Raw genomic sequence first — 20,277 nt, forward strand, 5'->3', positions numbered from 1 at the left:
CTATTGGTATTCGCAGCGAGATGTTGAGTGCAATTCATTCAGAGGGTCCGTCCGACACAACGCCACGTTTCGTGGCCACTGATATTGATTGAGACCTGAGATCGCAGGTCGGGGGGCAGGTCGAGGAGCACCAAATATGGCCAGTCACACTGCTTCGACTGAGGCTAAATAAGCTAACGCTTGCGATTCGCGTAATAGCCAAAACTAGGGATTAACTTTATGTCGAAATACAAGCTGTTGGTTTTCAGCTCAATCTACGCGTGTTTCGCGCGAAAGCTGTTGAGCGACATCGAAATCTGACATTTGTCAGATGTCAGCCTCGAATGCGGCCGGCAGGACCGACATCGACGATTGCGGATGATGCGTGGTGCATGCTGGCTTCGCCGCCGCCGAGGCTCCGTTCTATCACATCGGAACCAAAGCCCTTCGCTATCGGAGTTGTGGTGGTCGGACCAAGGGTGCGGCATAACATTTGAACAACGGCCCGCGTCGATCATATAACGGATATGGAAAAGAACCACTTACCCCTTGAACAATTGGCACGCCTTCGACGGATACGCGGACTGGCGCGGCTGATGGACACGGCGTTACGCATTCCAGGCACGGGCGTGTCGCTCGGTGCCGATTCCATCCTTGGCCTCATCCCGGGCGTCGGCGATTTTGCAGCAGCAGCGGTGAGCCTCATCATCGTCAACGAGGCGCGCCGTCTTGGCGTGCCGAACGACAAACTTATCAAGATGCTGGTCAATGTGGGCTTCGACACCGTCGCGGGAAGCGTGCCGGTGCTTGGCGATGTGTTCGACGCCTATTTCAAGTCGAACCGGCGGAATGTTCAACTGGTGTTAGATCACTTCGATCTCGACCACGCTGACCTCGACCGCGGGCGCCGGTAATCGTCCTCGACGACTACCTCGCGATCGCCGGCGCAGGCGATGGACTTCCCGATAAAAACAGGCGAATGCCGAGACCAAGCAGCACGAATCCTGTAAACCGCTCCTGCCACGCCAGCAGTTTCGGCCAGCGATAAGGAGGTGGCCAACCGTCCCGGACGAAAGGGTGACGCCACCCAACGAGAAGATGCCGACCAGTTTCTGGATTGATCCGAGGACAAGAAGCTGTTGCCAGATCGGACCTGCGGCCGGGACGAACAACGGCAGGAAAGTGAACATGAACAGCAGGGATTTTGGGTTGGTTAGGCTGTTAAACGTACCTTCGCGAACAGCCTTCCATGCTGAAACCGGCCTGGCCTGCAGCCTTGCTGCCGACTGTTGTCCAAAGCTCTCCCGGATCATCCTGCCTCCAAGGTAGATCAGGCATGCAGCACCCGCCCATTGCAGGACGGTAAGGGCCGACGGGTAGGCGGCACGAGCGACGCCAGCGCTAGAACCAGCAGGCTGACCTGAACCGCACCGGCGACAAAGATCATGCCGACGACCGTTAACAGGGCTGTCTTGCGCCCTGTCCCACGCCCCGGGCGATGATCAGCATCATGTCCGGGCCGGGTGTGATCTCAAGGACGACGAGCGCCAGAAGAAGGGTCAGGAAGGTCGAAGCGTCAGGCATGATCTCGAGTATCGGGAGAACCAGATACCAGCCTCATACCATCCCGCTTCGAGTGCCGCTATCGGCATGTCGGCCGGCGTGTGGCTATCAAGGCAAGCGCCATTGATGAGTACTGGTGGCTCAGTCGATTGATATTTTGGTAGCGAAACACTGCCTTTTGCGGGGCCGGGGTTTGCAATTCTGTGCGAGAAATGTCTCTTTACGCATGACCAAATGACTGCACCTGGAGCCTCGAACATTTGAAAAAGCCACAAAAGAACTTTGTTGTTGAGTACAAGGGTGCGCGTCGGAAACCCATACCGCAATCCAACTCAATATGGGGCAACGTCGATTTGCGCCGGTTCTCCGAGCACGACGGCGAGGTTCAAGCGGCTTCGGCTGATGAGCAAGGTGTTGATTCAGATGCGCCGATGCGCGAGGTACCGGCGTCAACAGAAAATCTACTGCAAGAAACAACATCATATTTTCTACTGGAGAAACAGATGGCCGACGAAACGAGCATGACCGAACTGGCGTCCACGGAATCCGAAACTGCGCTTCCAAAGGCACCTGAGCCTAAAAAGCGTGGCCCGCGAGCCAAGAAGGCGACGCTGGAAACTGTAACCTCTGATGCTTTGGTCGACACGCCTGTTGTAAAGAAAACACGGGCGAAGAGAGGTAGCAAGAATGCCACAGCCGAGGTGAAGCCAACTTCCGGCCGTGGCGGACGCAAAGCCAAGGATGCGGTCGGGTCGATTGTCGAACCTGCCTCGCAGGCTGTCTCGCCTGTAAAAGCGGCCGGTGAGGAGATAAAGGATCTGCTCCAACTTGAGCAGGAAAACCAGCGACTTCGGAAACTGCTTGCGGAAAAGCTCCGCGAGGAGAATGCGGATCTTCGCAAGCGACTGGGTCTTGCCTGACCTGATGCCAGAGGATTGGTCGGCTGCCAGGCCGACCGTCCTCTTCAGCGCTATGGTGCTGGAGCGCTGAAAATGGGTATCTTTGTCTCTGCTGCCCAGTGGGTTACCAGCGCGCAGGATACGATGGGAGTTGCAAAGCGATGGTAAAATCGCCCTGGAAACTTCTCACCGGATTGTTGTCTCGGGAAAAGACTGCGGATCAGCACGCTGGCCAAGCCAGCGTCGCCGGAATCCCCAACGAGGCCGAGGGGCATGGAGCCAATTCCACCGCTACTGAATCACCGTTTGGGGGCGAGCCCGCGCCTGGGTCCACACAATCGGCGGCATCGCAAGCTGCCAAGGCCGAAGCCAGAGATCGTCATGAGCCGCCGCTGGTAATGGCGACGGAAGTGACTGGCTCTATGCCGCCCAACGAAGCCCCCGCGTTAGCCCGAGATCGCACTGTGCTTGCCATCGTCGCCGAACGGCGAAATCATAAAGGCAGGGCCCCGCCGAGCACCCGAAGGAAGGTCAAGGCGGAAGCGCCGGGGTATACCAGGGATGTGGTGCCGGCTGCGGACTTGGCGGAGCAACGCGCGAGTACACCAGATCCCGTTCGGGCGCTGGACAGCGAGATTCGTGAATTGCGATACCTGCTGGCGGGGAAGCTGCGGCTTCAAAACGATCAACTGAGACAAATGCTCAGGCGATTTGAGCCGAAGTGAACCGTCTATTGGTCCTGATTGTTGCAAGACTAAGCCTGGCGTTGAGCCAAACGCTGCAAACGGTCCAGGCGCACATTCCAGTCTAAAGGGTAGCATCGGTCGGGTTGATCTTGATCATGACCGGTGCGTGGTCGCTCGTGTGCTGCCAACTTCGCGGCCGGCGCCTCACGCTTACCGAGCGCAACCATGGCAAAACCGTAGGGCTCAACAGGAAGTGGTCTATCCGCAATCCCGCATCTCGTTCGAACGAGTTTCGCCAGTATTTCCAGAATGTGTAGATCCGTTCATCGGGATGGAGGTGCCGCATTGCATCCGTCCACCCTTGGGCGAGAAGGCCAGCATACGCTTTCTTCACCTCAGGGCGAAACAGTGCATCGTCGCGCCAGCGTTCCGGCGCATAGACGTCAAGGTCGGTCGGCATGACGTTGAAGTCGCCGGCGAGGATAGCTGGAACACCGAGTTCGATCAGCTCAGCCGCATATGCGTAGAGCCGGGCAAACCAGCGAAGTTTGTAGTCGAATTTCGGCCCGGGGGCGGGGTTCCCATTCGGGAGGTAGAGGCAACCGACGAGAATGCCGTCGACGGCGGCTTCGATGTATCGGCTGTGCGTATCGTCCGGATCGCCCGGCAGGCCGCGGCGTGTCAGGACTGGCATCGTTTCTTTTGCGAGGATGGCCACCCCGTTCCAGCTCTTCTGTCCATGCCACACCGCCTCATAGCCAAGGCGCTGCAGCTCCCGTCTGGGAAACTTGTCGTTCGGCGCCTTGAGTTCCTGAAGACAAACGATGTCCGGCTCGTCTTCCTCAAGCCATCGAAGCAAGATCGGGAGGCGTCCGTTCACGCCGTTGATGTTGTATGTGGCGATTTTCACTTGAGCTCCAGGTTGACTACGCGGGCAGGGCGGCAGGCGATAACTGAATGTCGCCCACCCTCGAAGGTTCCTGCGCCGCGGTTAGAGACTGTTAGCCATGATAAAGGCGGATGAGGAACCGTTTGCCGTGCCGCGGGCTTGTCATCTCAACAGGAGGCCACTGCGATGTCCCAGAGGTTTGATGAACTCTACATTTCGCGCGGCGAGCACAAGGAGATTGTCGCGTACTACCAGAAGCTAGTGGTGCACATGTCGCGGAAGATTCGGGCTATGCGCGCATCGAACGAGCCAGAGCCTGCGGTCAGCATAAACGAGCAAGACGCCGGGCTTAGCGGTGAGAGCGACAAGTCGGACGCCCTGACGGACGATTTCCAGAATGTCGTCAGGGTGGATTTCCGGCAGAGGCGTTCTGACGCATCCGTGCATTGACTGCATCAGAAGAGGGTCGGCTGTGACGTGGGTTCACCCGTCTTGTCGACGATGGTCGTGCCATATGGCTCGCGCGATGCCACAATCAGGGCGTCATCCGGCAACGGCCGGACCAAAGCTTTAGCTTCATCCCAGGGAGCGTTCATCCAGATCTCGGTTTCCTCTTTTGTAAGAAGCAGAACCGGCATGGCGTTTTTGTGAATCGGTTTGACGAGCTCGTTCGGGTCGGTGGTCAGGAACGCATAGAGATCGTCGGTCGTCGGACCGTCCTTCACCTTACGGACACTTGTCCACTGCGGAACGTGAACACCGGCAAAGAACATGAGCGACTTGCTCTGATCGCGAGCGAACCAAGCGTTCGGCGTGTACCCGCCGTCTGTTTTGCTTGCTGGATCCGGTTCGGCGAAGCTGGTGACGGGAACGAGGCAGCGGTGTTCCACGCCTAACCACTGCTTCCAATGTTGAAGTTTCCGGAGATTCGTCGTTCCGGGATCTCGCATGTTGCGCAGGAGATCGTCGAAATCGACCTCCTTGCCCTTCGCTCGGAGCTTTTGCGCCCTCTCTTCAGCAAGTCCCTTCAACACATAGAAGGGAGCGGGCAGTCCCCAGCGGGCGTGCGCAATCTGCTTTTTCCCCGCCGGGGTACTGCGGATAATTGGCCCGAGCTCGTCGGGGTTCATCTGGTAGACGGGCCTCGGATTGATTAGGCTTTCGGCGTCGCGCGCCCATCTGGTTGCCCAATCCTTGTCGTCGAGGCGGTAAAGATTGCACATAGGGTGTCTTCCTCTCCATCCTATCGCGAGCAAGATAGCGCGTCGATCGTGGTCGGCAACGTCATCCGCCGGCGCGCTACAAGCGAAACTCCATTTGCCGCGTCATCGACTCATCCTTTTGTCCGAGTGCCGAAAGGGTCACGCCGAGCAGCCGGATCGGCTTACGGAAAGGGTGGGCGCCTTCGAGCAGCATGGTGGCCGCAACGAGGATCGCGTCATCGTCGGCAAAGGGGCTTGGATTGGTTCGACTGCGGGTGATCACCTGGAAGTCGGCGAATCTGATCTTCACCGTCACGGTCTTGGCTGAAACATCGTTGCTTTCGCAGTAGCGCCAGACTTTCGCCACCAACGGGTCGAGCTCACGCTTTGCCTCGTCGAGGTCGGCAATGTCGATGGCAAAGGTGTCTTCTGCTCCGACAGACTTTCGCTCACGGTCCGGTCTGACCTGCCGATTATCGATGCCGCGGGCGATGCCATGGAAATAGGGGCCCGACTTGCCAAAGTGATCGGTCAGGAACTCCACCGACTTGTCCCGCAGGTCAGCGCCCGTTTCGATACCCAGCGCAGCCATTTTTTTCGCTGTCGCCGGACCGACACCATGGAATTTCTTGACCGGAAGGCTTTCGACGAAGGCGGGACCGTTGTTCGGGGTGATGACCGCTTGCCCATTCGGCTTGTTGAGGTCCGACGCCATCTTGGCGAGGAACTTGTTGTACGAGATGCCTGCCGAAGCATTGAGACCGGTGGCCTGCCTGATCCTGGCGCGAATTTCCGTCGCGATCTCGGTGGCGATCGCCATGCCCTTCAGGTTCTCGGTGACATCGAGATAAGCCTCGTCGAGTGACAGCGGTTCTATCAGGGGCGTGTATTCGGCGAAGATTTCACGGATCTGCTCGGATACGGAACGATAGACGTGGAAGCGCGGCTTCACGAAGACAAGACCCGGGCATTGGCGCGCGGCCGTTACGGACGGCATCGCGGAGCGAACGCCGAAGACGCGGGCCTCATAGCTTGCGGCCGCCACCACGCCGCGTGCAGCAGGGCTCCCGACGGCAACGGGCCTGCCTCGAAGGTCCGGATTGTCGCGCTGTTCGACGGACGCATAGAAGGCATCCATGTCGACATGGATGATCTTCCTGACCACCGTTTGAATGTCCTCGATCATGTTTCTGGCCACATGAGCTTCAGACCGCGTTCCCTCACGTCCACATCGACCGCATGCGGGCACCGACGTCGATCCTAATTTGGCGGGCGCTGCGCTCGCTGGCCGCGGCCGACACCTTCGGCCAGCTCGTCGTTTCGAAGAACTGCAGCATCGTCACCGGAATGAACCGGGTTCGCGACGCATAGACATGCCGGTCGCCCTGCGTGTTCTGCCCGTGCGTGAAGAACCGTTGCGGGGTGATGAGCGAGAGGTTGTCGCGCGCCCGTGTCATGCCGACGTATAGCAGGCGCCGCTCCTCTTCGAGTTCCGCCGTCGTTCCAGCGCCAAGGTCCGATGGGATACAGCCATCGACGACATTGAGCATGAAGACGGCCCGCCATTCCTGCCCCTTGGCCGAGTGGATCGTCGAAAGGATCAGATAATCCTCGTCGAGCAGCGGCACGCCGGCTTGGTCGCTGGTCGCATCGGGCGGATCGAGCGTCAGCTCGGTCAGGAACCGCTCGCGGCTCGGATAGCCGCCGGCGATCTGCTCAAGCTGGATGAGGTCGGCTTTGCGGGTATCGGCATCCTCGTGAATGCGATCGAGATGCGGCTCATACCAAGTGCGCGCCAAGCCAATCTCTCCCGGCCATTCACCCTCGGCCTTGCGAAGGCTCGACAGCAGCTCAACGAAGGCGGGCCAGTCGTAGCCTGTTTTGGGCGGCGGTGGGATTTCGGCGAGCGATTGAAGCGGCTCCGGATCGGCGGCGATCGTGTCGAGGATCTTGCCGGCCGTCTGTGGCCCGATGCCCGGCAGCATCTGGAGAAGGCGGAAGCCGGCGACGCGGTCGCGCGGGTTCTGCGCGAAGCGCAGGGTGGCGAGCAAGTCTTTCACATGGGCGCTGTCGAGGAATTTGAGGCCGCCGAACTTCACAAAGGGGATGTTGCGACGGGTCAGCTCGACCTCCAGCGCACCGCTGTGGCTTGACGTCCGGAAGAGCACCGCCTGCTGCTTCAGCGTCATGCCGACCTCGCGGTTCGCCAGCACCTGCTCAACGATGTAGTTCGCCTGGTCTGTCTCGTCTTTTACGGTCACGAGCATAGGGCGTTGCTCAGATTCTCGGTCCGTCCAGAGATTCTTGGTGAAACGATCGCGAGCAAGGTCAATCACGCCGTTGGCAGCAGCCAGGATCGGCTGCGTCGAGCGATAGTTGCGATCGAGCGTGATGACATCGGCCGGCTTCGGCGAGAACTGGTTCGGAAAGTCGAGGATGTTGCGCACGGTCGCGGCGCGGAAGGAATAGATTGACTGGGCGTCGTCGCCGACCACAGTCAGACCACGCCCGCCGGGCTTCAGCCCCAGAAGAATGGAAGCCTGCAGGCGGTTGGTGTCCTGATATTCGTCGACAAGAACATGGTCGAAACGGTTGCCGATATCGTCGGCCAGGTCCGGGTCGGACATGACCTGCGCCCAGTAAAGCAACAGGTCATCGTAATCGAGCACGTTCTGCGCTTGCTTGGCCTCGACATACGCGGCGAAGAGCTGTTTCAACTGCTCCTCCCAGCCGAGCACGTAGGTGTAGGATGCCTTCAGGACCTCGTTGATCGAACTCTCGGAGTTGACGACGCGCGAGTAGATCGCAAGGCACGTTCCCTTGGTCGGAAAGCGGCTTTCCGTCTTCGAGAAACCAAGCTCATGGCGAACGAGATTCATCAGATCGGCGCTGTCCTCGCGATCATGGATCGTGAAATCGACGTTGAGGCCGATCTGCTCGGCATACATGCGCAGCAGCCGTGCGCCGATGCCATGGAAGGTGCCGGCCCAGGCCATGGCGTCCGTCATGACCGCAGCATTGTCCCCGAACACCTGCCGGCAGATGCGCTGGACGCGGCGCCCCATCTCGGAAGCGGCCCGGCGCGAGAAGGTCATCAGCAGGATGCGGCGTGGATCGGCGCCATTGACGATGAGATGGCCCACGCGATGGGCAAGGGTATTCGTCTTGCCCGAGCCCGCACCTGCGATGATGAGCAGCGGGCCGCCGATCGCGCCGTCCGGCTGGCCAATGCCATGCTCGACGGCCTCGCGCTGCCGGTCGTTCAGTTTTTCGAGATAGGCTGCCGTCATCTGCCCAAATTTTCCTAAGAAAAAATTCCTGTCCCGTTCCGTTTCCCCATCCCTTTGATCGGCCTTGTGGAATCCACAAAATCGACTTGTCAAAGGCAGCCTTCATGACTGACAGCGCCGTTTCGAGTGGATTGACTCGCAACGGCATTAGGAACAAAAAAGGAACATATCAGCTTAAATAACGGCTGGAAACCCCTGAAGGAGCGTCAATTCCGTCGTGTCAAACCGTGCCCTCAACCCAGTGCTTGCCGAGCTTCGAGAGCGTATCGGCCAGCTCGAAGGCGGGCAGGCGCGTGCAAGATCCGTCCTGCCATTCGCTGTTCCAGAGATGGACCAGGCCCTTCCTGGTGGCGGGCTTGCCTTTGGGGCGCTTCATGAAATTGCCGGCGGCGGAGGCGGCACGGTCGATGGCGCTGCGGCTGCACTCTTCGTGGCGGGCATTGCTGCGCGAACCAAGGGCAGGGTGCTGTGGTGCATGACGCGCCGCGACTTGTTTTTTCCCGCCGTCTCGCAAGCTGGGCTGCATCCGGATCGCGTGGTGTTCTGCGAAAGCGATCGGGATGAAGGCGTCCTATCCGCGGTCGAGGAGGGGCTGTCCTTTGGCGGTTTATCGGCGGTGGTCGCCGAACTGGTCCGCCTGCCGATGAATGCCTCGCGGCGGCTGCAACTGGCGGCAGAGAAGAGCGGATGCATGGGCATCGTGCTGAGACGATGGCGAAGGCAGAACGAGGCCTCGGACTATGGGCAGCCGACGGCTTCGACGACGCGGTGGCGCATCAGCACCCTGCCGTCGGAAAGATTGCCAGCAGCGGGCGTTGGGAGGTCTCGGTGGCTGGCGGAATTGATGCGTGTAAAGGCGGGTGAGTGCGCCGAGTTTGAAATTGGAGCTCCCGATGCCAAGGGTCGTATCTGTCTACTTCCCACTTCTGCCGATCGATCGGATCAGACGGCACGCTTCGGAGCCCTTGCCGGCTGACAAGCCGCTCGTCGTGATAGCGCGCAGCGGCTCAAAGCGCTGGATATCCGCCGCAGATCCGATCGCTCTCAAACTTGGTTTGCGGGTGGGCATGCCGGCCAGCAAGGCGCAGGCGATGGTCGCCGATCTCCTGATGGTCGACGCGGCTCCGGCCGAGGACGCAGCCGTGCTCGAAAAGCTGGCTCTATGGGCGCTCCGACAATACAGCCCTGTCGTCGCCGTCGATGGCAGCGATGGCCTGGTAATGGATACCGAAGGGGCCGACCATCTCCAGGGCGGTGAGGAGCTTCTCGTTTCCGGTCTCGTCAACAGGCTGCACGCCCATGGCTTGACGGCGCGGGCGGCCGTTGCCGAGACTTGGGGTGCAGCGCACGCGCTCGCCCGGCTGCTTGCCGCGCAGACGACGGTTGTTCCGGTCGGTCACGTCATGAAGACGGTGATCGATCTGCCGCTCGTGGCCTTGCGGCTGTCATCGGAGATTATCCAGGGCTTGCGGGTCCTCGGGATCGATACGATCGGCAAGCTCTCCGCCATGCCGCGCGCGCCCCTGACGTTGCGGTTCGGGCCGGAACCTGCTCGTCGGCTCGACCAGATGTTTGGCAGGGTCGCCGAGCCGATTGAGCCGATCCGCATCCCGGAGCTTGTAGAGGCGTCGAAAAGTTTCGCCGAGCCCATCGGGGCACCCGACACGATCGCGAGATATGTCCGCCGACTGGTTGGGCAGCTCTCAACACGACTCGCGGAAAACGGCCTTGGCGCGCGACGCTGCGACCTCATCATCCATCGCGTGGACAACACCCGTCAGTATCTTCGCGCCGGCCTGGCGAAGCCGGTCCGCGATCCGGCGCGTCTTTCGAAGCTGCTCTGCGACCGTATCCAAACTATCGAACCGGGCTTTGGTATCGAAAAGATGGTTCTGGTCGCTGTCTTTGCCGAGCCACTTGAGGAGCGGCAGGTGGCGTCTTCCCTCATCGAAGAAGACGTTGCGGACATTACGCCGCTCGTCGACATCCTCGGCAACCGAGGCCACCGGCTTTTCCGGGTTGCGCCCGTCGCTTCCGACGTGCCGGAGCGTTCCGTCAGGAAGATTTCGCCGACGGCACCTGCCACCGGGCAGACCTGGGCCAACAAGTGGCCGCGACCGCCGCGGTTGTTTGCAAACCCCGAACGCATCGAGGTCATCGCCCTTTTGCCGGACCAGCCGCCAGCAGTGTTCACTTGGCACGGCAAGCGTCGGAAGGTCGTTCGCGCCGACGGACCGGAGCGCATCTTCGGCGAATGGTGGCTTCGTCCGCGCGAGTTCCATGCCGTGCGCGATTACTTCGTCGTCGAGGACGAGCAGGGCGAGCGCTACTGGGTCTTTCGCGCCGGCGATGGCATCGACCCCGAAACCGGATCGCACTTTTGGTTCCTGCATGGGGTGTTCGGATGAGATATGCCGAGCTCCAGGTCACGAGCCATTTCTCGTTCCTGCGCGGCGCTTCCAGCGCGGGTGAGCTGTTTGCAGCAGCTGCGGCCGTGGGCATCGATGCGCTCGGTATCGTCGATCGCAACAGCCTGGCCGGCATCGTGCGCGCCTGGGAAGCGGCCAAGGCGACCGGTGTGCGGCTTGTCGTCGGCTGTCGCCTGGATCTGACGGACGGCATGTCGATCCTCGTCTACCCCATGGACCGACAAGCCTACTCGCGTCTGTGCCGGCTGCTGTCCTTCGGCAAATCGCGTGGCGGGAAGGGCAATTGCGTGATCGATTTCGCGGATGTCTCGGAATATGCGGCCGGCATGATCGGCGTGCTAGTGCCCGACGAGGCCGACGATACCTGCGGCGTGCAGCTCCGAAAGATGGCCGAGCTGTTCGGTGATCGCGCCTATGTCAGCCTGTGCCTTCGGCGCCGGCCGAACGACGCGGTCCGGCTTCATGGCATTGCCGCCATGGCCAGGCGCTTCAAGGTCAGGACGGTCGTCACGAACGACGTGCTCTTCCACGAGCCCGGCCGCCGGCAGTTGCAGGATGTCGTGACCTGCATCCGCACCCGCACGACGATCGATGATGTGGGCTTCGAGCGCGAACGACACGCCGACCGCTATCTGAAGGTGCCGGAGGAGATGCACCGGCTCTTTGCCAAACATCCGGAGGCGCTCGCCCGCACGCGCGAGATCGTCGATCGCTGCCGCTTCGATCTCTCCGAACTGCAATACCAATATCCGGAAGAGGCAATCGTCCCCGGTCTCGATCCTCAGCAGTCGCTTGCGAAGTTCACATGGGAGGGAGCGGCCGAGCGTTATCCCGAGGGCCTGCCGGACAAGGTGCGCAAATCCGTTCTGCACGAACTCGAATTGATCCGGACGATGAACTATGCGCCATACTTTCTCACCGTCTATTCCATTGTCCGTTTCGCGCGGTCGAAAGGCATCCTGTGCCAGGGCAGGGGTTCTGCGGCAAACTCCGCCGTCTGCTATTGCCTCGGGGTGACGTCGATCGACCCGGAGACCAACGACCTGCTGTTTGAGCGGTTCATCTCCCAGGAGCGCGACGAGCCGCCGGATATCGACGTGGACTTCGAACACGAGCGGCGTGAGGAGGTCATCCAGTGGATTTATGACACCTATGGCCGGAGCAAGGCCGCGCTGTGCTCGACGGTCACCCGCTATCGCGCCAAGGGCGCTCTGCGTGATGTCGGCAAGGCGCTCGGCTTGCCGGAGGACATGATCGGGCAACTGTCGTCGGGTGTATGGGGCTGGTCGGAAGGTGTATCCGAACGTCAGCTCAAGGAAAACAACCTCAACACTGCCGACTATCGCCTGAAACTGACGCTGGAACTCGCCCAGCAGCTCATGGGTGCGCCGCGGCATCTCGGCCAGCATCCGGGTGGATTCGTGCTGACGCAGGATCGGCTTGATGACCTCGTGCCGATCGAACCGGCTCGCATGGACGACCGTCAGGTGATCGAATGGGATAAGGACGATATCGAAGCGCTGAAGTTCATGAAGGTCGATGTGCTGGCGCTGGGAATGCTTACCTGCATGTCGAAAGCGTTTGCCCTGATGGCGGAGCACAAGGGCGACCCCCGGGATCTTGCGTCGATACCTTCCGAGGACCCGCCGACCTACGCCATGATTCGGAAAGCTGACACGCTCGGCACCTTCCAGATCGAAAGCCGGGCGCAGATGTCCATGCTGCCGCGGCTGAAACCGCGCACCTTCTACGATCTGGTAATCCAGGTGGCCATTGTCCGCCCCGGGCCGATCCAGGGCGACATGGTCCACCCCTATCTGCGCCGGCGCGAGGGCAAGGAAAAGATCGACTATCCGACGCCGGAGCTGGAGGCTGTTCTGTCGAAGACACTCGGTGTGCCGCTGTTCCAGGAAAGCGCGATGAAGGTGGCCATGGTCTGCGCGGGCTTTACGGGTGGCGAGGCGGACCAGCTTCGCAAATCCATGGCGACGTTCAAGTTCACCGGCGGTGTGTCGAAGTTCAAGGAGAAGCTGGTCACCGGCATGGTCAAGAACGGCTACAGCGCGGAGTTTGCCGAGCGCACGTTCAGCCAGCTCGAGGGCTTTGGGTCCTACGGTTTTCCCGAAAGCCATGCCGCGAGCTTCGCACTGATCGCCTATGCCTCCAGTTGGGTGAAATGCCACCACCCAGACGCCTTCTGTGCGGCGCTCCTGAACTCTCAGCCGATGGGGTTTTATGCGCCAGCGCAAATCGTGGCCGATGCCAGGGCGCACGGCGTCGAGGTTCGGCCGGTCTGCATCAATGCTTCTCGCTGGGACTGCACCTTGGAAGAGGTGGATGGCCATCGATACCACGCGGTCCGCCTCGGCATGCGTATGGTGAAAGGCCTCTCCACGGCGGATGCGGCGAGGATTGTTGCCGCGCGCGCGGATGATCGGTTCTCGTCGGTCGATGACGTCTGGCGTCGGTCAGGGGTGCCGACGGCTTCCCTCGTCAAACTGGCGGAAGCCGACGCTTTCCTGCCTGCCCTCAGTCTTCAGCGCCGGGATGCCCTCTGGGCGATCAAGGCGCTACGCGACGAACCCCTGGAGCTTTGGGTGGCGGCTGCCGAGCGGGAGGCAAAGCAAGTCGCCGAAATCGATGAGCCCGACGTCAGCCTGGCACCGATGAGGGCGGGACACGAAGTGGTCGAGGATTATTCCCATGTCGGCCTCACACTGCGGCAACACCCCATTTCGTTCCTTCGGGAGGATCTGCGCCGCAAACGCATGGTCACCTGTGCCGAAGCCATGGCTGAAAAAGATGGTCGATGGCTGATGACAGGCGGCCTCGTTCTCGTTCGCCAACGGCCCGGATCAGCGAAGGGCGTGATGTTCATGACGCTTGAGGACGAGACGGGCATCGTGAACGCCGTGGTCTGGCCGACGGTGTTCGAACGGCAGCGGAGGCTCGTACTGTCAGCCTCCATGATCGCGATCAACGGAAAGATCCAGCGGGAAGGCGATGTGGTCCACCTCGTTGCGCAAAGGCTGTTCGACCTTTCGGAGGATTTGAGCAAGCTCGGCGAGTTGGGCGACGCGTTTCCGCTGCCGCATGGGCGCGGCGATGAGTTTGCTCGCGGGAACGGCGCGCCGGATCCGAGGGAAAAACCAAAGGCGGCCGCACCGGCGCGCGACATCTTCATCCCGGATCTACTGATTGACCGACTCAAGGTGAAGAGCCGGAATTTTCACTAGCTCGTAGGTATCTCCCACGGGCAATAGGCTGCAAATCTGTCGGTCGTACGTGGCATCTTGTTGGCGCTTTGTCAGTGCCTGTAACCTAATGATCGACTTCTTGGCTCAATCGCCTCAAAGTATCATATAGTTGTTGTCCATCTGCGGCAGGGAGGTCTGGCTAGTCGGACGCTCCATCATGTGGACGTCATGCAGCACTTCGTCGACCTGATTGTTTCAGGAAGATGGCTTTGTCACGGGGAGTACGCCGGTCACGGAGATATGCGCGCCGATCGACATCATGCGGTAGTAGATGGCGATCGGCCTGAACAGTTACTCGTGCGACGGCGACGCGGGCGCTAGCGGCTGGCGTTGAAGGCGGTGGCCGGCAGAAGAGGGAGAGTGGGGAAGGGGCATTCGTGGCGGATTGAGGTGGCTGGAGAGAGGCTCCGGCCGGTCCGCCGCGGAGAATTGACATGGCACAGGCCATTCAGAAAATTGCGCTCAACGTCGGACGCGATATCCCCTTCAACAAGCTCGTTCTCAGCCAGCAGAACGTGCGCAAGACCAAGGCCGGCGTTTCTATCGAGGAACTTGCCGACGACATCGCTCGCCGCGGGCTGCTGACCAGCATCAACGTGCGCGCGGAACTCGACGCCGAGGGTAAGGAAACCGGCATCTACCGCATCCCTGCTGGCGGCCGCCGCTATCGCGCCCTGAAGCTGCTGGTCGACAGGAAGCAGCTCACCAAAACGACCGGCGTCCCTTGCATCGTCAGCGAAGGCGAGACCCTCGAAGCCGAGGACTCGCTCGCCGAAAACGTCAAGCGTGCCGATCTTCATCCGCTGGACGAATTTCGCGCGATGATGGTCTTGCGCGAGCAGGGGCTCGACGAGGAGGAAATTGCTGCCCGCTTCCACATCTCGGTCGCGACGGTGAAGCAGCGCCTCCGGCTGGCGTCGGTGTCTCCCCGCCTGCTCGAACTCTATGGAGATGACCAGATGAAACTCGGCCAGGTCATGGCGTTCTCGATCACCAAGGATCATGCCCGGCAGGAGCAGGTCTGGGAGACGATTTCGCGCACGCAAAGCACCGACCCCTACTATATCCGCCGGCTGCTGACCGAAACGGCGATCCGGGCCAGCGACCGCCGTGCGGTATATGTCGGCATCGAAGCCTATGAGGCCGCCGGCGGCATTGTCATGCGGGATCTCTTCGAGCAGGACAACGGCGGATGGCTTCAGGATCCGGCGCTGCTCGAACAGCTCGTGCTGGAAAAGCTGACGGCTGATGCCGAAGCGCTGAAGACCGACGAGGGCTGGAAGTGGGTCGATTCCGCCATCGACTTCCACTTCGGCCACGCTTCCGGCCTTCGCCGCTTTTACGGCAAGCAGGCGGAACTCACCGAGGAGGAGCTGGCGCGTCATGATGCCCTGACGGCAGAATTCGACAAGCTCAACGCGGAATATGAAGCTGCCGAGGACTATTCCGAGGAGACGGAGGCGCACCTCGATGATCTCGACTCCCAGCTGAAGGCGTTGAATGAGCGACCCTTTGTCCTCGATCCCGAGGACGTCGCCCGCGGCGGCGCCTTCATCTCGCTGGCCGGCAACGGTGAACTCAGAATCGAGCGCGGCTTCGTCCGGCCGGAAGATGAACCTGTGATCGATGCGGAGGCCGGCGATGGCGCCGAGCAGGGCGGTGAGGATGGCGACGACACCGCCGCTGCGGAAGGTGGTGATGTGACGATCAACGGCAAGCGCGTTGGCGTCGAGGAACCGGACGAGGATGACGGCAAGATCTGGCCGCTGTCGGAACGGCTCATCGAGGACCTGACCGCCGCCCGCACGCTTGCGCTCAGGGATGCGCTCGCCAACGAGCCGATGGTGGCCTTCATCGCCGTGCTGCACCTTCTCGTGCTGAAGACTTTCTATCACTTCGGCACAGCATCTTGCTTGGAAATCACAGTGCAGCATACGGTGTCGACCAAGACGCAGGGCCTCGCCGACACGGTCTGGGCGAAGGAGATCGAACAGCGCCAGGAGAACTGGGGGCACGATCTTCCCGGTGAAGCCGATGCGGTTTGGGCCTACCTGATCGCGCTCGATCAGGACAGCCGGATGGCGCTGTTTGCGCATTGCGCGTCGATGTCGCTGAACGCCACGATCCAGCAGTGGAACCGCCGGTCCAAGGAAAACCAGCATGCTGTGCAGCTGGCCCAGACGATCGGGTTCGGCATGGTGGGAGCGGGCTGGACGCCGATGGTCGACAACTATCTGGGTCGCGTGACCAAGGCGCACATCCTGCAGGCCGTTCGCGAAGCAAAGGGCGATCAGTCGGCGCAACTTATCGATCACCTCAAGAAGCAGGACATGGCGCGCGAAGCGGCCCGGTTGCTCGACGGTAGCGGATGGCTCCCCGAAGTCCTGCGCTATCCTGCCGATGAAATCTCCGAGGAGGTCAGGATTTCTGAGACGGACGATGTGGTGACCGCAGGCGACGAGGGCGTCGAAGCCGGCGATGTCGTGCTGCCTGCCTTCCTGACCGAGGAGTTGGATAGCGAGCAGACGGCTTCCGATCCTGATGATGACGAGAGTGGGCATCTCGAAGCCGCCGAATAGATATCGAAACCGACAACGATCAATCCGAGGCCCGGCCGTCGCGCCGGGCTTCTCTGTTTCTCGATATGGAGATGAACATGTCCTTCATGACCATCTACGAACACGCGCCAATCGGCGCACTTGTTGCCTGGACCCACGGTACGCGGCGTCCGCCGAAACGCACCTCCCCCCTGCACTCTGAATGGCTATTCCACAACAACTGCGGCCGTTTGGTCGGCAAGGAGGGCAAGCGTGGTAGCGGAGATCCGGGAATGCTCCCGGCGATAACCATCCTGAAAGGCGATTTCACTGAAGCGGGTGTGGTGGCCAACAGTTCTCTCTACACCTTCCATATCGACTATCCGCTTCGGTTCACGATCGTTGAACGGCCGCCGATTGGCTCTGTTCGGGTCTTCGACCGACCGGGTCTCGAAGCAGAGCTTGTCTATCTCGCGCGCAGCCGCGGCGAGGCCGAGCATTGGGCCATGGTGGAGGGAGATCGGTATCCCGATCCCGTATTTGAGGAAGTGACTGCAGACGAGGTCGCAGCCGCTGTAGTGGAAGGGAGGATGGCGTGATATTGAACGATACCCCTGGCGCCGTGATCGTCCCTGCCAACGCCCGTCAGGACTTCCTGCCCGTCCTCTTCGGCCATTCACACCTGATCGTCGCCGAGAATGCCGTCTATGCCTTGATGGAAAGGCTCAGTCCTCTCGATTATCGTGGCGGTTCCTGGGATTTCTACGAGCACCAGGGCAAGCCGCTTTTCCTCGCGCCCAGATCCAAGATACGGTTCCGAATTACCGGTGATGTCACGTGCTTCCAGGGCGAGGTCTCCGCCGAGGCAGCCGGCATAATCGCTACGATGTTCGCCTTCTCCCACCTGTCATTCCAGTTTCAGTCCGAACCACTCGTCCAAGGATATGAGCGCCTCTACGCCTACTCGGCGGATCATCCCGAGGCCTCGGAGATCTTCCAGGCAATCGACTGAAGCTGCTCTCCGCAAGACTGCGGGTCATGGGCGTTCCGCGCCAGCGTGACCGGCCCTTCGTCAAACCGCCATGCCGGCTGGCTGGCGACCCACGGATCCGTTTCCCCCTTCACCAGTCCGGTCGGCGCGATGGCGGCGACCGGGCTCTTTCATTCCAGGAGCTTGAGATGCCCGACTACACCATTGAGACAAGCTACCGCGTGCCAGCATACCGTCATCGCACCTATCACGCCAAGACCGTTGCGCTTGCCTGCCGGCAAGCCATCGAGGACGATGACTGGTCCGGCGAGAAGCTGAGCTACGAAGACGCCGGCGAGACTTACGTTTCCGGCGTATGGAACGGGGTTGATGCCGCCTATTCCGGCCAGGCAGTCCCTGTTCCCTCGCACTTTTCGGAAACGCTCGACCGGAAGGTACGGCACTTCGAGATCCTGCTTGGCCTGCTGAAGCTGCTTCTCGCGGACGTCCAGGCCGGCCGGGCGGCGTCGGACGACTGGATCGAGCGTGCCGTCTTCGCCGTCGCGCGCGGCGAGGCGATCCTCGCAAACGCTCGCGATCCTAACGATCCCGCCGAGGGTGAGCGGCTATGACGAAGTACAAAGTCAAAATCGGATTCTGGCTGAGCGCCTATGACGGATTCACCGTCGAGGCCGATAGCGATGTCGAAGCGATCGAGAAAGCCAAAGGCAGCCGCCACGGTCGCCATGGAGGCATCTGATCAACCGGAACACATCGAGATCGATCAGCGGCGTTAACGCACCATCATCTACATCGATCGCGTGACAGTAGAAGGCATCGACCCGTCATCGAAGACGTCGAGTTTGATGTCAACCGCATCCACCCAGCGCCAGAGCGCTGAGCTTCACCCCTTTTCTTTCCACCAACCCGGCCCTCGCGCCGGGCTTTCACGTTTCAGGAGACGACTTATGAATAAGATGATTCCCAGTTCGCCGGCCGTATCGTCAGGCTTTAAGGTCGACATCTCGCGCGGCGAGCGCATCGGCCGTGTATCGTCCGAGTGGTTCTCTCGCCCGGATGACGAGCGCTATCTCTCGCTCTCCGACGTCCATCGCGCGGTCAGCGAGCGGACGGAACACGCCCGGGTTCGCACTGTCGAGAGCGCAGACATCCGCGTCGAGGCAACACGCGACAACGCCGAACGCCTATCGCTTGTCGTTCCCGGCAGCCGTGTGCCGTTGGCGCCGACCCATTGGAGCTACGGCCAATTGTGCAGCCTTGTCGGCGCGCCCGCGAGTTACATGCGTCAGCTTCCCGCGCCGCTGGCGGCGATCAATCTGCAGCATGGGCTGCTCAACCACAGCGCCGAACTGGTCAAGACCCTGGAAATGGACGACGGCCACGTTGAGTTGCGCGCGGTGACCGGCCCTGAATACGGGCGCATCTGGGATAAAGAACTAGTTTCGGCGGTGATGAGCATTGCCGGGAATGGAACCGGCGACACGATCTGGAAAGTGCCTGGCGTCCTCGACTGGTCGACCATGACCCACAATCCTTTCGTCGACGTCACAAAAAATACGACGACACTCTATGCCAGCGACAGGGATGTCTTCCTGTTTTTGGTGGACGACACGCATCCGATCGAGGCCGGACGACTGCCGAACGGCGAGCCGGACCTTTATTTCCGCGGGTTCTATGCCTGGAACTCGGAGGTCGGCTCGAAAACGCTTGGAATCGCCAGCTTCTACCTGCGCGCCGTGTGCATGAATCGCAACCTGTGGGGCTGCGAAAATTTCGAGGAGATCACCATCCGGCACTCGAAATTCGCGGCGAAGCGCTTCGCGCATGAGGCCGCACCGGCGCTGACGAACTTCGCCAATTCTTCGCCCGCGCCTTTCATCGCCGGCATCCGCGCTGCCCGCGAGAGGATCGTCGCACGCAATGAAGAGGATCGGTTCAGTTTCCTGCGCAAGCGTGGTTTCTCTAAGGCGGAAACCGGCAAAATCATCGACACGGTGCTTGCCGAAGAAGGCAGGCCGCCGGAATCCATCTATGACTTTGTTCAGGGCATCACCGCGCTCGCGCGTGGAAAAGCGCATCAGGACACCCGGCTGGAACTGGAGGGCAAAGCTCGCAAGCTGCTCGAAAGTGCGGCCTGACGAGCTTCCGCTCCCGCAAACCCTCCTCCTCAATCTTATCAGCGCCCGGCCATCTGCTGGGTTTCTTGTATCGACTGAAAGGCAGTCCCATGACCACTCTCGAAACGCAGATTTACACCTATCCGCCAATCCCGCTTGCCGATGTCACGCCGCTCGAACGGCTCATCCTGACCCACGTTCTCGAATGCAGCGAGACCGAAGCCGGGCTTGCCCTGTTCACCGACGTCGGCCCGATCAATCCGATCAGTGTGAAGCGGCAAGCGCTGCTGTGCGCCTTTCGCACCTCGGCGTCACAGGCAGACAGCGCACTCAATGCCTTCATCGGCAGCCGCATTCTCGCGCTATTGCCGACCTCGCCGGACGGCGATGATATCGCTGCCGATATCGATCTGAGCGAATTTCCTTGGCAGTTCATAG

At 60.8% G+C, this 20,277-nt stretch carries 19 protein-coding genes; 13 read left to right on the top strand and 6 right to left on the bottom strand.

Features of this window, described 5'->3' with window-relative positions; translation table 11 throughout:
* Nucleotides 1–506 precede the first annotated feature (506 nt).
* A complete protein-coding gene (locus AC1Q6Z_RS31985; RefSeq protein WP_492650314.1) occupies nucleotides 507–893 on the top strand; it encodes a DUF4112 domain-containing protein in 387 nt (128 codons plus the stop codon).
* Here AC1Q6Z_RS31985 and AC1Q6Z_RS31990 read toward each other — a convergent pair.
* Nucleotides 843–1,337 (bottom strand): LysE family translocator, encoded by a 495-nt coding sequence (locus tag AC1Q6Z_RS31990; protein ID WP_492650357.1) that lies wholly within the window; start codon nucleotides 1,335–1,337, stop codon nucleotides 843–845. The two genes, AC1Q6Z_RS31985 and AC1Q6Z_RS31990, sit on opposite strands and share 51 nt — an antisense overlap.
* 100 nt (nucleotides 1,338–1,437) lie before the next feature.
* Nucleotides 1,438–1,563 carry a hypothetical protein gene (locus tag AC1Q6Z_RS31995; protein WP_492650315.1) on the bottom strand — a complete coding sequence of 42 codons (126 nt, stop codon included), beginning with the start codon at nucleotides 1,561–1,563 and terminating at the stop codon, nucleotides 1,438–1,440.
* A gap of 239 nt (nucleotides 1,564–1,802) precedes the next feature.
* On the opposite strand from AC1Q6Z_RS31995, the gene AC1Q6Z_RS32000 reads away from it, so the two are divergent.
* Both AC1Q6Z_RS32000 and AC1Q6Z_RS32005 read left to right on the top strand, forming a co-directional pair.
* Nucleotides 1,803–2,462, top strand: coding sequence for a transcriptional regulator (locus AC1Q6Z_RS32000; protein ID WP_492650316.1), 660 nt, complete (start codon nucleotides 1,803–1,805; stop codon nucleotides 2,460–2,462).
* Nucleotides 2,463–2,602: 140 nt separating this feature from the next.
* Nucleotides 2,603–3,166: a hypothetical protein gene (locus tag AC1Q6Z_RS32005; protein WP_492650317.1), complete on the top strand. Its 564-nt coding sequence runs from the start codon at nucleotides 2,603–2,605 to the stop codon at nucleotides 3,164–3,166.
* 82 nt (nucleotides 3,167–3,248) lie between these two features.
* On the opposite strand, the gene xth is transcribed toward AC1Q6Z_RS32005, so the two are convergent.
* A complete protein-coding gene (gene xth / locus AC1Q6Z_RS32010; RefSeq protein ID WP_492650318.1) occupies nucleotides 3,249–4,037 on the bottom strand; it encodes an exodeoxyribonuclease III in 789 nt (262 codons plus the stop codon).
* 165 nt (nucleotides 4,038–4,202) lie between these two features.
* Here xth and AC1Q6Z_RS32015 point away from each other — a divergent pair, with 165 nt between their 5' ends.
* Nucleotides 4,203–4,466 carry a hypothetical protein gene (locus AC1Q6Z_RS32015; protein WP_492650319.1) on the top strand — a complete coding sequence of 88 codons (264 nt, stop codon included), beginning with the start codon at nucleotides 4,203–4,205 and terminating at the stop codon, nucleotides 4,464–4,466.
* A gap of 5 nt (nucleotides 4,467–4,471) precedes the next feature.
* Here AC1Q6Z_RS32015 and AC1Q6Z_RS32020 read toward each other — a convergent pair whose 3' ends face one another.
* The 3 genes from AC1Q6Z_RS32020 to AC1Q6Z_RS32030 form a co-directional block, all read right to left on the bottom strand.
* Entirely contained in the window at nucleotides 4,472–5,239 is a 768-nt protein-coding gene (locus AC1Q6Z_RS32020; RefSeq protein WP_492650320.1) for an SOS response-associated peptidase family protein, read from the bottom strand.
* Between the two features lie 76 nt (nucleotides 5,240–5,315).
* Nucleotides 5,316–6,404 (bottom strand): DNA polymerase IV, encoded by a 1,089-nt coding sequence (dinB, locus tag AC1Q6Z_RS32025; RefSeq protein ID WP_492650321.1) that lies wholly within the window; start codon nucleotides 6,402–6,404, stop codon nucleotides 5,316–5,318.
* A gap of 34 nt (nucleotides 6,405–6,438) precedes the next feature.
* Nucleotides 6,439–8,508 carry an ATP-dependent helicase gene (locus AC1Q6Z_RS32030; protein ID WP_492650322.1) on the bottom strand — a complete coding sequence of 690 codons (2,070 nt, stop codon included), beginning with the start codon at nucleotides 8,506–8,508 and terminating at the stop codon, nucleotides 6,439–6,441.
* Between the two features lie 217 nt (nucleotides 8,509–8,725).
* Between AC1Q6Z_RS32030 and AC1Q6Z_RS32035 the strand changes: the two genes are divergently transcribed.
* The 9 genes from AC1Q6Z_RS32035 (at nucleotide 8,726) to AC1Q6Z_RS32075 (ending at nucleotide 19,860) form a co-directional block, all read left to right on the top strand.
* Nucleotides 8,726–9,484: an ImuA family protein gene (locus AC1Q6Z_RS32035; protein WP_256119103.1), complete on the top strand. Its 759-nt coding sequence runs from the start codon at nucleotides 8,726–8,728 to the stop codon at nucleotides 9,482–9,484.
* Nucleotides 9,402–10,916, top strand: coding sequence for a Y-family DNA polymerase (locus tag AC1Q6Z_RS32040; RefSeq protein ID WP_492650323.1), 1,515 nt, complete (start codon nucleotides 9,402–9,404; stop codon nucleotides 10,914–10,916). Before AC1Q6Z_RS32035 ends, AC1Q6Z_RS32040 begins: the two co-directional genes overlap by 83 nt.
* Nucleotides 10,913–14,173 carry an error-prone DNA polymerase gene (locus AC1Q6Z_RS32045; RefSeq protein WP_492650358.1) on the top strand — a complete coding sequence of 1,087 codons (3,261 nt, stop codon included), beginning with the start codon at nucleotides 10,913–10,915 and terminating at the stop codon, nucleotides 14,171–14,173. The genes AC1Q6Z_RS32040 and AC1Q6Z_RS32045 overlap by 4 nt, the downstream gene beginning before the upstream one ends.
* 455 nt (nucleotides 14,174–14,628) lie before the next feature.
* Nucleotides 14,629–16,773 (top strand): ParB/RepB/Spo0J family partition protein, encoded by a 2,145-nt coding sequence (locus tag AC1Q6Z_RS32050; RefSeq protein ID WP_492650324.1) that lies wholly within the window; start codon nucleotides 14,629–14,631, stop codon nucleotides 16,771–16,773.
* Nucleotides 16,774–16,850: 77 nt separating this feature from the next.
* Nucleotides 16,851–17,330 carry a UCP036055 family protein gene (locus AC1Q6Z_RS32055; protein WP_492650325.1) on the top strand — a complete coding sequence of 160 codons (480 nt, stop codon included), beginning with the start codon at nucleotides 16,851–16,853 and terminating at the stop codon, nucleotides 17,328–17,330.
* Nucleotides 17,330–17,743 (top strand): antirestriction protein, encoded by a 414-nt coding sequence (locus AC1Q6Z_RS32060; RefSeq protein WP_492650359.1) that lies wholly within the window; start codon nucleotides 17,330–17,332, stop codon nucleotides 17,741–17,743. The genes AC1Q6Z_RS32055 and AC1Q6Z_RS32060 overlap by 1 nt, the downstream gene beginning before the upstream one ends.
* A gap of 167 nt (nucleotides 17,744–17,910) precedes the next feature.
* On the top strand, nucleotides 17,911–18,333 hold the full coding sequence (locus AC1Q6Z_RS32065; protein WP_492650326.1) for a hypothetical protein: 423 nt from the start codon (nucleotides 17,911–17,913) through the stop codon (nucleotides 18,331–18,333).
* Nucleotides 18,330–18,461 carry a hypothetical protein gene (locus AC1Q6Z_RS32070; RefSeq protein ID WP_492650327.1) on the top strand — a complete coding sequence of 44 codons (132 nt, stop codon included), beginning with the start codon at nucleotides 18,330–18,332 and terminating at the stop codon, nucleotides 18,459–18,461. The genes AC1Q6Z_RS32065 and AC1Q6Z_RS32070 overlap by 4 nt, the downstream gene beginning before the upstream one ends.
* A gap of 208 nt (nucleotides 18,462–18,669) precedes the next feature.
* Nucleotides 18,670–19,860 carry a DUF932 domain-containing protein gene (locus AC1Q6Z_RS32075; protein ID WP_492650328.1) on the top strand — a complete coding sequence of 397 codons (1,191 nt, stop codon included), beginning with the start codon at nucleotides 18,670–18,672 and terminating at the stop codon, nucleotides 19,858–19,860.
* Nucleotides 19,861–20,277: the final 417 nt, after the last annotated feature.

This window comes from Shinella sp. GW835-FHT14H05 (assembly GCF_058793575.1).

What these genes read in the sequence shown, in the direction of transcription:
- AC1Q6Z_RS32065 (WP_492650326.1), top strand. Translation starts at nt 17,911, where the DNA reads ATGCCCGACTACACCATTGAGACAAGCTACCGCGTGCCAGCATACCGT.
- AC1Q6Z_RS31995 (WP_492650315.1), bottom strand. Translation starts at nt 1,563, where the DNA reads ATGCCTGACGCTTCGACCTTCCTGACCCTTCTTCTGGCGCTCGTCGTC.
- AC1Q6Z_RS32045 (WP_492650358.1), top strand. Translation starts at nt 10,913, where the DNA reads ATGAGATATGCCGAGCTCCAGGTCACGAGCCATTTCTCGTTCCTGCGC.
- AC1Q6Z_RS32075 (WP_492650328.1), top strand. Translation starts at nt 18,670, where the DNA reads ATGAATAAGATGATTCCCAGTTCGCCGGCCGTATCGTCAGGCTTTAAG.
- AC1Q6Z_RS32040 (WP_492650323.1), top strand. Translation starts at nt 9,402, where the DNA reads ATGCCAAGGGTCGTATCTGTCTACTTCCCACTTCTGCCGATCGATCGG.
- AC1Q6Z_RS32005 (WP_492650317.1), top strand. Translation starts at nt 2,603, where the DNA reads ATGGTAAAATCGCCCTGGAAACTTCTCACCGGATTGTTGTCTCGGGAA.
- AC1Q6Z_RS31985 (WP_492650314.1), top strand. Translation starts at nt 507, where the DNA reads ATGGAAAAGAACCACTTACCCCTTGAACAATTGGCACGCCTTCGACGG.
- AC1Q6Z_RS32015 (WP_492650319.1), top strand. Translation starts at nt 4,203, where the DNA reads ATGTCCCAGAGGTTTGATGAACTCTACATTTCGCGCGGCGAGCACAAG.
- AC1Q6Z_RS32070 (WP_492650327.1), top strand. Translation starts at nt 18,330, where the DNA reads ATGACGAAGTACAAAGTCAAAATCGGATTCTGGCTGAGCGCCTATGAC.
- AC1Q6Z_RS32050 (WP_492650324.1), top strand. Translation starts at nt 14,629, where the DNA reads ATGGCACAGGCCATTCAGAAAATTGCGCTCAACGTCGGACGCGATATC.
- AC1Q6Z_RS32020 (WP_492650320.1), bottom strand. Translation starts at nt 5,239, where the DNA reads ATGTGCAATCTTTACCGCCTCGACGACAAGGATTGGGCAACCAGATGG.
- dinB (WP_492650321.1), bottom strand. Translation starts at nt 6,404, where the DNA reads ATGATCGAGGACATTCAAACGGTGGTCAGGAAGATCATCCATGTCGAC.
- AC1Q6Z_RS32030 (WP_492650322.1), bottom strand. Translation starts at nt 8,508, where the DNA reads ATGACGGCAGCCTATCTCGAAAAACTGAACGACCGGCAGCGCGAGGCC.
- AC1Q6Z_RS32055 (WP_492650325.1), top strand. Translation starts at nt 16,851, where the DNA reads ATGTCCTTCATGACCATCTACGAACACGCGCCAATCGGCGCACTTGTT.